Consider the following 16,373-nt stretch of genomic DNA (forward strand, 5'->3'; position numbering starts at 1 on the left):
CCGGTCGTTGTTCCTAGCTCTCGAGCCAGCCCTCGATCGCTTCGGCAGCATCCGCTGAGCCGTCCTCCAGGATCGTGAAGTGGTCGGCCTGTAGCGACACAACGGTATGCGTTGCATCCCACGGTTCGGCCTGCCAGTCCATACGATCCGATGAGCTCCCCAGGAATGACTGGGCGCATTGGATGAACAGCGTCGGCGTGACTACGGAGCTGGGCGCCATCTCCTGTAGCAACTCCACATACCGGCCCATGCCGGTCAACCGGGCCGGGTCGAAGCGACCGAACGTAGCTTCGTTCGACACCATGTGTTCAGCCATCGCCCGAAGCAGCCATTCGCCATCGTCGTGCACCTTGTAGGTGTCCAACATGACCACGCCGGCGGGCGCCGGGCCACCAGCCGCTTCCAGGTACTCGGTGACCAGGTAGGCCAACAGGCCGCCCGAGGAATACCCGAGGAGAACGAACGGATCGCCCTGCGCCGCCTCGAGGACGCAGCGCGCCAATCCTTCCAATGCCGCCGTCGGCGTCGTCGGCACTGGCTCCCCCGTACTGAAACCGATCGGCGGCAGCGCCAAAACGTCACGGGCCGTTCGCAGGTGCGATGCGATCCTGGCGTACTGATGTGCGCCGCCGGTGGCCAGTGGCGGCGTGAGGCAAATGATTCGCGGCAGGGCGGGGCCCGCGGCGAGTCGCGCAGGCACCGGCAGCCGGTCCAGTTCATGTGCCGCGGAGAACTGCTCGCGCAGCTCCGCCGCCGCCTTCAACAAGGCGAAGCCCTTGCCGGCCTGGCCATTCGATACCGCGCCACGGAACATCCCGTACAACGAGTCGTCGTCGCCAACGTGCTCATGGCCCCGTGAGTCTGCGGTGAGCTCCTTCTGCAGATATCGGGCCAGCGCCGCCGGCGTCTTGTGATCGAAGATCGCGGCGGTCGGCAGCGTCAGGCCGGTGGAAGCGTTGAGCGCGGTTCGCAACTCCATGGCAGCCAGTGAGTCGAACCCCGATTCGAGGAAGTCCCGCTCGGGGTCGAGTGCATCAGCGCTCTCATGTCCCAGCAGTCTGGCAGCGTTCTCGAGGATGTGCGTCCGAAGCCACTGTTCCTGTTCGGACTCCGAGAGTTGTGCCAGTCGCCTGCGGAGTGCACCCGCATCCTGTATTCCGGTGCTCTGCCGCCGCCCGGCTCGCTTGGCCAAGTCACTGAGCAGCGCGGGCACCGCGTCCCGAGCACGCAGTGCGGCCAGGTCGATCTCGACCGGTACGTGCACCGGACGCTCCGAAGACAATGCCGCATCGAACAATTCGAGCGCCTTGTCCGCAGCCAGTGGCGGCAGACCTTGGCGACGCATACGCTGCCGGTCGGCCTGGCTGAGCCACTGCGAGAGGCCGGTGTCGATATCCCACAGGCCATAGGCGAGCGAGGTGGCCGGCAAACCTTCGGCGTGACGGTAGGTCGCGAGCGCGTCGAGGAACAGGTTGGCCGCCGCATAGCCGCCCTGACCCGCTGGCAGTATCGAGCCTGCCACCGAGGAGATCATCACGAAGGCGGACAGCCCGGCTGCACGGGTGAGCTCGTGCAGGTACCAGGCGGCGTCGGCCTTGGCACCCAGGGAGTAGTCGATCTGCTCCGGCGTCAAGGTGTCGACCAGTCCGTTGTGGGCAACGCCCGCCACGTGGACGATCGCGCCCAGCGGATGCGCCGCGGGTATCGAGGCCAGCAGGTCTCGCAACGAATTACGGTCTGTGACATCGCAGGCGGCTACGCGAACCCGGGCACCGAGAGCGTCGAGTTCCTCGATGAGATCCGCGGCCGCGGCAGGTCCGCGTCGGCCGACCAACATCAGGTGTCGCACACCGTGCTCGCTCACCAGGTGCTTGGCGAGGTGGCTACCGATCCCGCCGGTGCCACCGGTAATCAACACAGTCCGTTCGGAATCCCAGGGTGCCGGCCGCTCCGATTCGGGCGATCCGGCGCGGACGAGCCGCGGCACCCGTGTCCCCTCCGCATGGACAGCCAGTTCCGGCTCCCCCGTATTCGCCGCGGCGACAAGATGATCCGTCGTTATCGCTGCAGGGGCCTCGATGAGCACAATCCGCCCCGGGTTCTCCGCCTGCGCCGCGCGCACCAGACCCCACACCGCAGCCGCGGCCGGGTCGGCCGTGCTGTCGGTGATCACAGCCAGAGTGCGTGTGGCGTAGCGCTCTTCGCTCAGGAACTCCTGGATGACGCCGAGCGTGGCGTGCAAAGCTGTCCGCAGGCGGACCGGCACTTCGACGCCGTCGACCGGAGGCCGGAAGAGCAAGACCGAGGACGACTCCGCCGCGCTCCACTCGGCCCACGAGACTCCTGCCACGGATCGCAGCTCCGGGCCGGGCCGCCAAGTGATCTCGTACAGCGCGTCGTGCCCGGACCGGGTTGAAGCCGAGAGCAGTTCGAGGGACAACGGGCGCAACGCGAGGGACTGTACCGACAGCACTGCCGCGCCACCGGAATCGGCCATTGTCAGGGCGACCGTCCCCGGATTCAGCCAGGTCAACCGAACCCGCACCCGCCGGGCGCCGTCGGCGTGCACACGCACCGAAGACCAAGCGAATGGCACGAGGGTCGGCCGCTCGGCGTCCTCGTCCACGCCCTGGGGAAGGCTGAAGGACAGTGCGTGCATGGCCGCATCGAGCAGCGCCGGATGTACGCCATAGCCTCGGGTAGAGGTCTGCTCGGGCAGAGCGACCTCAGCGAAGATGTCCTCGCCGCGGCGCCACACGGCTACCAACCCTTGGAAAGCAGGCCCGTAGTTGTACCCGTTGTCGGCGAGTGTGTCGTACGCGCCATCCAACCTCACCGCCGCGGCACCGACCGGTGGCCACTGAGCGAAGTCGGCCCAGCCTTCCGGTTGGTCGGTCTCCCGGCCCGGGCTCACCGCACCTTCGGCATGGTGCGTCCACGGGAACGACGGATCGTCGTCATCCTTGCGCGAGTAGATGTCGAGCCGTCGGCGACCGGTCTCGTCACCGTCACCGAGGATCACTTGGATCTGCACTCCGCCATGCCCCTGGAGCACGAGCGGCGCACGAAGAGTGAGTTCCTCCAGTTCCGGACAGTCGACCTGATCTCCGGCGTGAACGGCCAGCTCGACGAATCCGGTGCCGGGCAGCAGCACGGTACCGAGCACGTCATGATCGGCCAGCCAGGGATGGGTGGCCGTGGACAGGCGGCCGGTGAATCTGACGCCCCCGCTCTCCGGCTGCGCCACCACCGCGCCGAGCAGGGGGTGTTCGGTGGACCGCAGACCGAGCGTGTATGCCTCTCCTGTGTGCAGTTGGCCTGTTGTCCAGAAGCGGCGGTGCTGGAAGCTGTATGTCGGTAGATCTGTCTTCGTGGCTCCGGTGCCGGTGTAGTAGCTCGTCCAATCCACCGTCGAACCTGTGACGTGCAACCGGGCGAGGCCCGTCAGCAGGGTCGCGGGGTCGGCGTTGTTTCGTCTGGTCAGAGGGATTGTGGTCGCGGTTTCGAGCGTCTGGGCGATCATCGGGGTCAGTACGGCATCGGGGCCGACCTCGGCGAACCGAGCCACACCCATCCCCGCCATCGCGGCGACGGCATCGGCGAACCGCACCGTGTCACGGACCTGACCGACCCAATACGACGGCTCCGACATCTCGTGCTCGACCCGGGCACCGGTTACCGTGGACACCAACGCAATGCGCGGACGGGTGAACGTCAAACCCTCGATCGCCGAAGCGAATTCGGCCAGCATCGGCTCCATCAACGCCGAATGGAAAGCATGCGACACCCGCAACCGATGCGTACGCCAACCACGCTCGACGCACGCCTCGACGACAGCGGCGACATCGTCCTCGACACCGGAGAGCACCACCGACGACGGACCATTGACCGCCGCGACCGACACCCCACCAACCAGCAACGGCAGCACATCGGCCTCCGACGCACCGACAGCCACCATCGACCCACCCGTCGGCAGCGCCTGTATCAACCTGCCCCGCGCCGCCACCAGCACACACGCGTCCGCCAGCGACAACACGCCCGCCACATGGGCGGCAGCGATCTCGCCGATCGAATGACCCGCCACGACATCCGCACGGACACCCCAGGATTCGAGCAGCCGGAACAACGCCACCTCGAACGCGAACAACCCCGCCTGCGCGAACACCGTCGCATCGACCAGATCCTCGGTCGACAACGCCGAATCCAGCGAAACCGACTGCCCCAGCAATGGATTCAGGCGCGCGACGATCCCGTCGAAATGCTCGGCGAACACCGGGAATGCCGCGCGCAACTCGGTGGCCATACCGGCCCACTGCGCGCCCTGACCGGAGAACACCAGACCCGTCGAACCCAACACCGCGCGGCCGGTCACCACGCCCGGTGCTTGCACACCGTCAGCCAACGCCCGCACACCCGTGAGCAGACCATCACGGTTGTCGGCGACGATAACCGCGCGATGCTCGAACACAGCACGCGTGGACGCCAGCGAGAAACCGATATCGATCGGATCGTGTTCGCCCACATGCGATGTCAAACGGTCAGCCTGACCGGTGAGAGCCGCACCGCTACGCGCCGAAACCACCCACGGCAGCAATTCACCGGCCGGGACAGTCTCGGCCACCGGCTCCGGAGCCACCACCGGCATCGGGGCCTGCTCGATGATGACGTGAGCATTCGTCCCGCTGATACCGAACGAGGACACACCCGCACGTCGCGGCCGATCTGTCTCCGGCCACGGCACCGGCTCGGTCAGCAATCGGATGTGCCCCTCGGTCCAGTCGACCTTGGTGCTGGGCTGATCCACATGCAGCGTCCGCGGCAGCACGCCGTGCCGCATCGCCATCACCATCTTGATCACACCACCCACACCCGCCGCGGCCTGGGCGTGACCGATATTGGACTTCAACGACCCCAACCACAGCGGGCGGTCCGGGGCACGGTCTTGGCCGTAGGTGGCCAACAGGGCTTGGGCTTCGATCGGATCGCCGAGCGTGGTACCCGTGCCATGGGCCTCCACCGCGTCGACCTCGGTCGGTGCGACTCCGGCGTTCGCCAGGGCCTGCCGGATGACCCGCCGCTGCGACGGACCGTTCGGAGCAGTCAAACCATTCGACGCGCCATCCTGATTCACCGCCGAACCGGCGATCACCGCGAGCACCTGATGACCGTTGCGCCGCGCGTCGGACAGCCGCTCCAATACCAATACGCCGGCACCTTCGGACCAACCGACACCGTCGGCCGCGTCGGCGAAGGACTTGCACCGACCGTCCGGCGACAACCCGCGCTGCCGGCTGAATTCCACAAACGTCTCCGGGGTCGCCATCACCGCCACACCACCGGCCAAGGCCAGATCGGATTCACCCGACCGCAAGGACTGCGCGGCCAGATGCATTGCCACCAGCGACGACGAACATGCCGTATCCACCGAGACAGCCGGGCCTTCCAACCCCAGGGTGTAGGCGACCCGCCCGGAGACCAAGCTGCCGGTAGCGCTGCTACCGCTTCCCTGGGCGTAGTCGTGGTACATGACACCGGTGAAGACTCCGGTCGAACTGCCACGCAGCACCGCCGGATCCACACCGGCGCGCTCCAACGCCTCCCAGGTCGTTTCCAGTAGCTGCCGCTGTTGCGGATCCATCATCGTGGCTTCGTTCGGGCTGATCCCGAAGAATTCCGCGTCGAAGTCGGCAGCAGTGTGCAGGAACCCACCTTCCCGGGTGTAGGACTTGCCCGCGCGGCCGGGTTCGGGATCGTAGATGCCGTTGATATCCCAGCCTCGGTCGACCGGGAGCGTCGATACCGCATCCTCGCCGATACGGACCAGTTCCCAGAGTTCCTCAGGGGAGGTAACCCCGCCGGGGTAACGGCAGGCCATTCCGACCACAGCGATCGGGTCGTCGTCGACAGATCTGCTGGCGGTGACCACGATGTCCTGGCTGGTGCCGGTGAACTCGTCGGCCAGATACTTGGCCAGAGCCTGCGGTGTCGGATAGTCGAATACCAGAGTCGCGGGCAACCGCAGACCCGTGACGGTGTTGAGGGCATTGCGGAACTCGACGGCGGTGATCGAATCGAAGCCCAGCTCGTTGAAGGCCTTGTCGGCAGCGATGGCGCTCGCGTTCTGGTGACCCAGAATCGACGCGACCTGACCACGGACGATCTCGACGAGAACGCCGAGGCGTTCGCTGTCGAGAGTGTTCGTCAACCGAGCGCGTAGTGCCGTGGCGGCAGCCGAGGCCGCTTTACGGCGAGCAGGGATCAGACCAGCGAACAGCGGCGGCACGACGACCCCTGGACTGCGCATGGCGTTCAGATCCAGACGGGCGAGCACGAGCGTCGCCGTGTCCATCCCTGTCGCGGCGTCGAACAGCGCGAGGCCTTGTTCCTGCGAGAGCGGCAACAGGCCCGAACGAGACATGCGGTGCCGGTCGACATCGCTGAGTTCCCCGGCCATACCGCCGTCCCACAGACCCCAGGCGAAAGACTGACCGCTCCGGCCCGAGGCCCTGCGGTGTGCCGCCAGGGCATCCAGGTAGGAGTTGGCCGCGGCATAGTTGCCCTGCCCGGCGTTGCCGAACGCACCGGCCGCCGAGCTGAACAGCACGAACGCTTTCAACGGCAGATCGGCGGTCAGTTCGTGCAGGTGCAGGGCAGCATCTACCTTGGGCCGCAACACCGTGTCCATCCGATCCGCGGTGAGCGAACCGATGGAACCGTCATCGAGCACGCCGGCCATATGGAACACACCGGTCAGCGGATGACCGGCAGGCACGTTGGCCAGCACCTGCGCCAGTCCATCACGATCGGCGACATCGCACGCGACGAACTCGACCTCGGCACCCAGACGCTGCAACTCCATTCGCAATTCGGCAGCAGCAGGACCGGACTCGCCGCGCCGGCTCAACAACAACAGGTGCCGAACACCCTGTGTGGCGACCAGGTGCCGGGCGAACAACCCACCGAGCAGACCACTGGCACCGGTGATCAGAACAGTATCGTCCGGGTCGAAAGAGATAGTCGCCGAAGCGGTTTCGGTGGAGACAGCCGAGGTGGAATCGACACGGGCCAGCCGCGCGATGTGTACTTGCCCATTACGCACGGCCACCTGAGGTTCGGCCGCGGCCACGATCGCGCCCAGCGGCGCACCGAGTTCGGAATCGGTGTCGAGCAACAAGATTCGGCCAGGATTTTCCGCCTGTGCGGAACGAACCAGACCACACACCGCCGCACCGGCCAGGTTCGTGATGTCTTCCCCGGCTACCGAGACAGCACCGCTGGTGCGGATTACGAGGACCGATTCGGTGCACCGATCCTGCGCAGTCCAGGACTGGAGGACCTCGAGAACCTCGTGCGTCGCAGCGTGGATGGTGGCGGGATCATTACCCGACGGGCAGTCCAGAACCACGACCTGTGGAACCACCTCGTCACCGAGATCTGCCCATCCCACCACTGACCCTTTCGAGCGACCAGACAAGTAGTCGCTAGCGGCGGTTTCGGCCTCGGACACCGAGATCGGCGTCCAACCGACCTGGAACAGAGCGGTACGGGCAATGGGTGTGCCTGCCGTGAGTTGTGCGGGATCGATCGGCCGGGAAGCCAGCTGCCGCACGGTCGCCACCGGGGCGCCCGTCGGGTCCGCGAGATCCAGAGCGACACCGTGTTCACCGATACGGGTGAGCCGAACACGCAACGCGTCGGCCCCGGCCGCATGCACGGTGACACCGGACCACTCGAACGGCAACGCCGGCCCGGCCCCCGCCGCAGGCTTGTCGTCGGCGAATCGCAAGGCATGCAAAGCGGCGTCGAGCAGCGCCGGATGCACACCGAACCGTTCCGCCTCGGATCGGGCCTGCTCGGGCAATTCGACCTCGGCGTAGACCCCGTCCGCTGCGCGCCACACCGACCGCAGCGCCTGGAACACGGGACCGTAGTGATAGCCCTGCGCATCGAGGGAGTCATAGACACCATCGATATCGACCGCGGTCGCTCCGACCGGCGGCCACTGCACCAGATCCACAGCCGCGCTATCAGATCCGGACGCGAGCACGCCTTCGGCGTTCAGCGTCCACGACCGCGACGAATCGACATCATCATCGGGGTGGGAGAAGATTCGCACCCCGCGACGGCCCGCGCTGTCCTCGCCACCGACGACAACACGCACCGCGACCCCTGCCGACTCCGACAGCACCAGCGGCGCCCGCAGAACCAGCTCATCCAGGACCGAGCAGCCCACCCGCTCCCCGGCGTGCATGGCGAGTTCGACAAGACCGGTGCCAGGGAACAACACGGTGTCCATAACCCGGTGATCGGCCAGCCATGGATGCGTTTGCAGCGACAATCTGCCACTGACAGAGACCACATCGGAGTCCGGCTGCGACAGCACCGCCGAAACCAAGGGATGTCCGGTAGCCACCAGGCCCATCGCCCGAGCGTCACCACTACCAGCGGACCCTTCGGCCATCCAATAGCGCCGGCGCTGGAAAGCGTAGGTGGGCAAGTCGATTCGCTGGGCTCCGGTGCCGGCGTAGCAACCGGCCCAGTCCACCTCGGCGCCGGAGACGAACAACCCGGCCACCCCACCCAACACCGTGGACGGATCGGCATGGCCTCGACGCGCCAGCGCCACCACCGCCGCAGTCGCGGCCGCCGCCCTGTCGTCGAGGGTCTGGGCGACCATCGGGGTCAGTACCGCATCGGGCCCGACCTCGGCGAACCGGGACACACCCATACTTGCCATCGCGGCGACCGCATCGGCGAACCGCACCGTGTCACGGACCTGACCGACCCAATACGACGGATCACGCATCTCATCGGTGACGCGGGCACCAGTCACCGTGGACACCAACGGGAGGCTCGGCCGAGCGAACGCCAAACCCTCTATCGCCGAAGCGAATTCGGCTAGCATCGGCTCCATCAACACCGAATGAAAAGCATGCGACACCCGCAACCGATGCGTACGCCAACCACGCTCGACACACACCTCGACGACAGCGGCGACATCGTCCTCGACACCCGAGAGCACCACCGACGACGGACCATTGACCGCCGCGACCGACACCCCACCAACCAGCAACGGCAGCACATCGGCCTCCGACGCACCGACAGCCACCATCGACCCACCCGTCGGCAGCGCCTGCATCAACCTGCCCCGCGCCGCCACCAGCACACACGCATCCGCCAGCGACAACACCCCGGCCACATGGGCAGCAGCGATCTCTCCAATCGAATGACCCGCCACGACATCCGCACGGACACCCCAAGATTCGAGCAGCCGGAACAACGCCACCTCGAACGCGAACAACCCCGCCTGCGCGAACACCGTCGCATCGACCAGGTCATCGCTCGCCAATGCCGAATCCAGCGAAACCGACTGCCCCAGCAATGGATTCAGGCGGGAGACGATCCCGTCGAAATGCTCGGCGAACACCGGGAATGCCGCGTGTAGCTCAGTAGCCATATCCGCCCACTGCGCACCCTGACCGGAGAACACCAGACCCGTCGAGCCCGCCACCACACGACCGCACACCACACCCGGAACGGACTCGGCGCGACCCAGCGCTTGTGTGCCGGCCCGAAGGCCGTCGCGTTCGGGTGACAGCACCACTGCCCGGTGGTCGAACAACACTCTCGAAGTTGCGAGCGAGAAGCCGATATCGATCGGGTCGTGGTCGTCGGCATGCGATGCCAGACGCCCAGCCTGATCAGCAAGAGCCTGCTCACTGCGTGCCGAGACCACCCATGGCAGCACGCCACCGGCCGGGACGGTCTTGACCACCGGCACCGGAGCCGGGTCCGCTACCGGGGCTTGTTCGACGATGAGGTGGGCGTTGGTGCCGCTGAGTCCGAAGGAGGACACACCGGCACGACGCGGTCGATCCACCTCCGGCCACGGCACCGACTCGGACAGCAACCGGATGTGGCCTTCGTTCCAGTCGACTTTGGTGCTGGGCTGATCGACATGCAGGGTTTGGGGCAGCACGCCGTGCTGCATCGCCATCACCATCTTGATCACACCACCCACACCGGCGGCGGCTTGCGCGTGACCGATGTTGGATTTCAACGATCCCAGCCACAACGGACGATCCGGGTCACGATCCTGGCCGTAGGTCGCCAGCAACGCCTGCGCCTCGATCGGATCACCCAAAGTGGTACCGGTGCCATGGGCTTCGACCGCATCGACGTCCACCGCCGAGACCCCGGCGTTGGCCAAAGCCTGTCGGATCACCCGCCGCTGCGAGGGACCATTGGGCGCGCTGAAACCATTGGAGGCACCGTCCTGATTGACCGCCGAACCGGCGATCACCGCGAGAACCTGATGACCATTGCGGCGAGCGTCGGACATCCGCTCCAACACCAGGACACCGGCACCCTCGGACCAGGCGACACCATCGGCCGCATCGGCGAAGGATTTACACCGCCCGTCCGGCGCCAATCCCCGCTGCCTGCTGAACTCGAGGAACATCTCCGGTGTCGCCATCACCGCCACGCCACCGGCCAACGCCAGATCACACTCGCCCGACCGCAATGACTGCGCGGCCAAATGCATTGCCACCAACGACGACGAACACGCCGTGTCGACGGTGACCGACGGCCCTTCCAGGCCGAAGACATACGACACCCGGCCGGAGACCAAACTCCCGGCGGCCCTGCCCTGCGCGTAGTCGTGGTACATCACACCGGTGAACACGCCGGTCGAACTGCCACGCAACACAGCCGGATCCACACCGGCACGCTCCAACGCCTCCCACGACACCTCCAGCAACAACCGCTGCTGCGGATCCATCACCGCGGCCTCGTTCGGGCTGATCCCGAAGAAGTCCGCGTCGAACTCGGCCGCCGAATACAGGAACCCGCCGCGACGTGTGTAGGTCTTGCCCGCCTTACCGGGTTCGGGGTCGTAGATGCCCTCGATGTCCCAGCCTCGATCCACCGGCAACTCACCGGTGGAATCGGCCCCCGAGACGACCAGACGCCACAGATCCTCCGGCGACGCGACACCACCGGGGAAGCGGCAGCCCATCGCCACCACCGCGATCGGCTCGTCGTCGGCTCGGACCCGGCTGACCGCGAGCTCATCGACGGCCCCGGTGCCGGTGAGCTGGGAATCGATGAAGTCGGCAACGATCTGCGGGTTGGGTTGATCGAAAATGAGGGTGGCGGGCAATTGCAGACCGGTCGCGGCATTGAGCTTGTTGCGGAACTCGATAGCGCTGAGCGAGTCGAACCCGAGCTGCTGGAACGCTTGATCGGGTTCAACCGCATCGACGGAGGCGTGCCCGAGGATTTCGGCAGCTACCGAGCGAACGAGGTCGAGCAGGGCGCGCTTGCGATCGGTATCAGAGAGGCCGGCCAGCTTCTGCGCAAATGCCTGACCTGCTGGGGTTCGAGTATTCCGACGCACAGGGATCGGTGCGATCGCGCGGACCAGGGCCGGGATCTGCTCGCCCCGGGTTCGAAGCACGGCAGGCTCGATCCGTAGCGCCACCAACTGGGCGGTATCGGTGGCTATCGCCGCGTCGAACAGCGCCAGACCCTCGGCCTCGGACAGCGGCGGGAAGCCCTGCCTGCGCATCCGATCGAAGTCGTCCTCGGACAGCTCCGCGCCGAGCCCGCTCGATCTCGCCCAGAGTCCGTAATCCAGGGAGGTCGCGGGCAGTCCCAGGCTGTTTCGATGGGCGGCGAGGGCGTCGAGGAAGACATTCGCCGCGGCGTAGTTGGCTTGACCGGCGGCCAGAACCAGCCCACCCGCGGAAGACACCAACACGAACAACGACAACGAGTGATCGCGGGTGAGTTCGTGCAGATGCCACGCCGCATCGACCTTGGGCCGGAACACATGATCGATCCGGTCCGGCGTGATCGACTCGATCACGCCGTTATCGGCGGTTCCTGCCGCATGCACCACACCCACCAGCGGACGCTGGGCCGGGATGGTATCCAGCAGTGCCGCCAGTGCGTCCCGATCGGACACATCGCACGCGGCAATGGTGACCTCGGCACCGAGCTCGACCAACTCCGCACGCAGTTCTGCAGCGCCAGGAGCATCGAGGCCACGGCGAGAGGTCAGAAGTAGATGGCCCACACCGTGTTCGGTCACAAGATGGCGAGCGATCACCGCGCCCAGACCACCGGTACCACCGGTAATCAGCACGGTGCCAGGCTCGGACAGCCGAACGATCGCGCCGGGTGCGTGACGGGTCAAGCGTGGCACGAACACGCTCGTACCCCGCAGCGCAGCCTCCGGCTCCGCCGCAGCAGCCGCTGCCACGGTCGCGACAGAGACCGGGTCACGGTCCTGATCCAGGTCGTCCTGATCGAGGTCGAGAAGCTGGAATCGCCCCGGGTGTTCAGCCTGCGCGGCACGCAGCAGCCCCCACACCGGCGCCTGATCCAGGCGCACCTGCTCGGAGTCGGCAGTGGTCACCGCTTGTCTGGTCAGCACAACCAAACGCGAACCGGCGAAACGAGTTTCAGCCGCCCAACGCTGGACGGTGTCGAGGACCTCGGCTACGACCTGCCGCGCGGCCTGCGGCGGCGGACCGTCGTGGCGGGAGCACTCGAGCAACACGATGTCAGGAACAACCGAATCGGGAGTCGCATCGAGATCGATGATCAACGCCGCGAGATCGCGATAGTGCCGCACTCCAGCAGAGCTCTGGTCCCCACCGAGCACCGCCACGCGGTGCGGCTCGACACTCACCGACGACGACAACGAAACAGCGACCCAATCGACACCGAACAAGGCCTGCGCTACCCGGTCGGCGCCCAGACGCTCGGCCGACACCGGCCGCGTAACCAGAGCGCCTACCGACAGCACCGGCCGGCCCTGCTCATCGGCCATCTGCACGGCGAATCTGTTGCCTTGCAGCACGATACGAACCCGCACCGCGGCGGCACCGGCCGAATGCAGCACCACCCTGTTCCAGGTGAACGGCAGCGCCGGGAAGCCCTCGCCACCGCCGCGAAGACCGTGAACTATCCCGGCATGCAAGGCCGAGTCGAACAATGCCGGGTGGATCCCGAAATCCTCGGCTTCCCGCGCATCGCTCAGAGCGACCTCGGCGAACAACTCATCGCCGCGTTGCCACGCCGCCTGCAAACCCTGGAAGAACGGGCCGTACCCGTACCCGACATCGAGCAGCTCGTCATAAACCCCATCGATGTCCAGCCGTTGCGCACCGGCCGGAGGCCAGGAAGTGAGGTCGAAATCAGCCACCACCTCGCCCGGGGCGAGAACACCCTCGGCGTGGAGAACCCACGGCCCCTCGCTCGCCTGCCGGGAATGGACACTCAACCGTCGACGACCAGCCTCATCGGCGGCGGCCACCACGACCTGTACCGAGACACTGCCGTCGGACGGCAAGGTCAACGGGGTGTGCAGAACGAGCTCGTCCACCACAGGGCAGCCCAGCAGACCACCGACGTAACCGGCCAGCTCGACAAACCCGGTGCCCGGCAGCAACACGGTGCCGAGCACGCTGTGGTCGGCCAGCCATTCCACCGAGTCCACCGACCAACGGCCCGTGAAACTCACTCCACCCGAATCCGGGTGCGGCACAATCGCACCCAGCAACGGATGATCCACCACATCCAGCCCTACAGCGGTGACCCCACCCAGCTCAACTCCCAGCCACGACTGGGCCAGCATCTGCCTGGCATCGAGCCAGAACCGCACGTGTTGGAAAGCGTAGGTGGGCAAGTCGATTCGCTGGGCTCCGGTGCCGGCGTAGCAACCGGCCCAGTCCACCTCGGCGCCGGAGACGAACAACCCGGCCACCCCACCCAACACCGTGGACGGATCGGCATGGCCTCGACGCGCCAGCGCCACCACCGCCGCAGTCGCGGCCGCCGCCCTGTCGTCGAGGGTCTGGGCGACCATCGGGGTCAGTACCGCATCGGGCCCGACCTCGGCGAACCGGGACACACCCATACTTGCCATCGCGGCGACCGCATCGGCGAACCGCACCGTGTCACGGACCTGACCGACCCAATACGACGGATCACGCATCTCATCGGTGACGCGGGCACCAGTCACCGTGGACACCAACGGGAGGCTCGGCCGAGCGAACGCCAAACCCTCTATCGCCGAAGCGAATTCGGCTAGCATCGGCTCCATCAGCACCGAATGGAAAGCGTGTGAGACCCGCAATCGATGCGTGCGCCAACCACGCTCGATACATGCCTCGACGACAGCGGCGACATCGTCCTCGACACCCGAGAGCACCACCGACGACGGACCGTTGACCGCCGCGACCGACACCCCACCAACCAGCAACGGCAGCACATCGGCCTCCGACGCACCGACAGCCACCATCGACCCACCCGTCGGCAGCGCCTGCATCAACCTGCCCCGCGCGGCCACCAGCACACACGCATCCGCCAGCGACAACACGCCCGCCACATGGGCAGCAGCGACCTCACCGATCGAATGACCCGCCACGGCATCCGCACGGACACCCCAGGACTCGAGCAGCCGGAACAACGCCACCTCGAACGCGAACAACCCCGCCTGCGCGAACACCGTCCGATCCACCAGGTCATCGCTCGCGAATGCCGCGCTCAGCGAAACCGGTTGTGCCAGTAGCGGATCCAACTCAGCGACGATCGCGTCGAAATGCTGGGCGAACACCGGGAACGCATTGCGTAGCTCGGCGGCCATACCGGCCCACTGTGCACCCTGACCGGAGAACACCAGACCCGTCGAGCCCGCCACCACACGACCGGACACCACACCCGGAACGGTTTCGGCGCGACCCAGCGCCCGCACTCCCGCGAGCAGACCATCACGACCCTCGGCTACGACCACAGCACGATGCTCGAAAACACTGCGTGTGGACGCCAGCGAGAAACCGATATCGGCCGGGTCCGCGTCGTGATCGTCCACATGTGACGCCAGGCGGACAGCCTGACCCGCAAGAGCCTCACCACTACGCGCCGAAACCACCCACGGCAGCAACCCACCGGCCGGAGCGGGCTCGACCACCGGCAGCGCAGCCTGCTCCGCCACCGCAGCCGGTGCTTGTTCGACGATGACGTGTGCGTTGGTGCCACTGATACCGAACGACGACACACCGGCACGTCGCGGCCGATCTGTCACCGGCCACGGCACCGGCTCGGTCAGCAACCGCACATGCCCGTCGGACCAGTCGACCTTGGTGCTGGGCTGATCCACATGCAGCGTCCGCGGCAGCACGCCGCGCCGCATCGCCATCACCATCTTGATGACACCGCCCACGCCCGCTGCGGCCTGGGCGTGACCGATATTGGATTTCAACGACCCCAGCCACAGTGGACGATCCGGATCTCGGTCTTGGCCGTAGGTGGCGAGCAGCGCTTGGGCTTCGATCGGGTCGCCGAGGGTGGTGCCGGTGCCGTGGGCCTCGACGGCGTCGACCTCGACCGGTGTGATTCCCGCATTCGCCAGCGCCTGCCGGATGACCCGCCGCTGGGAGGGACCGTTGGGCGCGGTCAAACCATTCGAGGCACCATCCTGATTCACCGCCGAACCGGCGATCACAGCGAGAATCTGATGACCGTTGCGTTGGGCGTCGGACAACCGCTCCAACACCAATACACCGGCACCTTCGGACCAGCCGACACCGTCGGCCGCGTCGGCGAAGGACTTGCACCGACCGTCCGGCGACAGCCCCCGCTGCCGGCTGAATTCCACAAACGTTTCCGGCGAAGCCATCACCGCCACACCACCGGCCAACGCCAGATCACACTCACCCGACCGCAATGACGCCGCGGCCGAATGCATCGCGACCAGCGACGACGAACATGCCGTATCCACGGTGACCGACGGCCCTTCCAGGCCGAACACATACGACACTCGACCCGAAGCGATAGATCCTGAGTTCGCATTGGCCGGATAGTCGTGGTACATCATGCCGACCCATACACCGGTCCGGCTTCCCCGCAGCGAACCAGGATCGACACCGGCGCGCTCGAACGCCTCCCACGAGGTCTCCAACAACAGAAATTGTTGCGGATCCATCATCGCGGCTTCGTTGGGGCTGATCCCGAAGAACGCAGGATCGAACTCGCCCGCAGAATGCAGGAAGCCACCTTCGCGGGTGTAAGTGGTGTTCGGTGTTTCGCCGGTTCGATCGTAAAGACGATCGGTATCCCAACCTCGATTTATCGGGAACTCCGACGTCGCGTCGGTCCCATCCGAGACCAACTTCCAGAGGTCCTCAGCAGAGCTGACACCACCCGGGTACCGACACGCCATACCCACGATCGCAATAGGTTCGCGAAGGGCTGCGTCGAGCTTGCGGTTGCGGGCACGCAACCGCTCGGTCTCTTTGAGTGAGACACGTAGCGCCTGGGCGAGCTTCTGAGTATTATCGTCGGGCTTCGTCATTGTTGTT

The 16,373-nt window shown here is 66.3% G+C and carries 1 protein-coding gene; it reads right to left on the reverse strand.

The annotated features are described in order from the left end of the window. Positions 1 to 13 precede the first annotated feature (13 nt). Complete coding sequence (locus OG874_RS26800) at positions 14 to 16,366, reverse strand: type I polyketide synthase (RefSeq protein WP_330249895.1); 16,353 nt, start codon at positions 16,364 to 16,366, stop codon at positions 14 to 16. Positions 16,367 to 16,373: the final 7 nt, after the last annotated feature.

The sequence above is a fragment of the Nocardia sp. NBC_00565 genome (assembly GCF_036345915.1).
Taxonomy (GTDB): Bacteria; Actinomycetota; Actinomycetes; order Mycobacteriales; family Mycobacteriaceae; genus Nocardia.

What these genes read in the sequence shown, in the direction of transcription:
- OG874_RS26800 (WP_330249895.1), bottom strand. Translation starts at nt 16,366, where the DNA reads ATGACGAAGCCCGACGATAATACTCAGAAGCTCGCCCAGGCGCTACGT.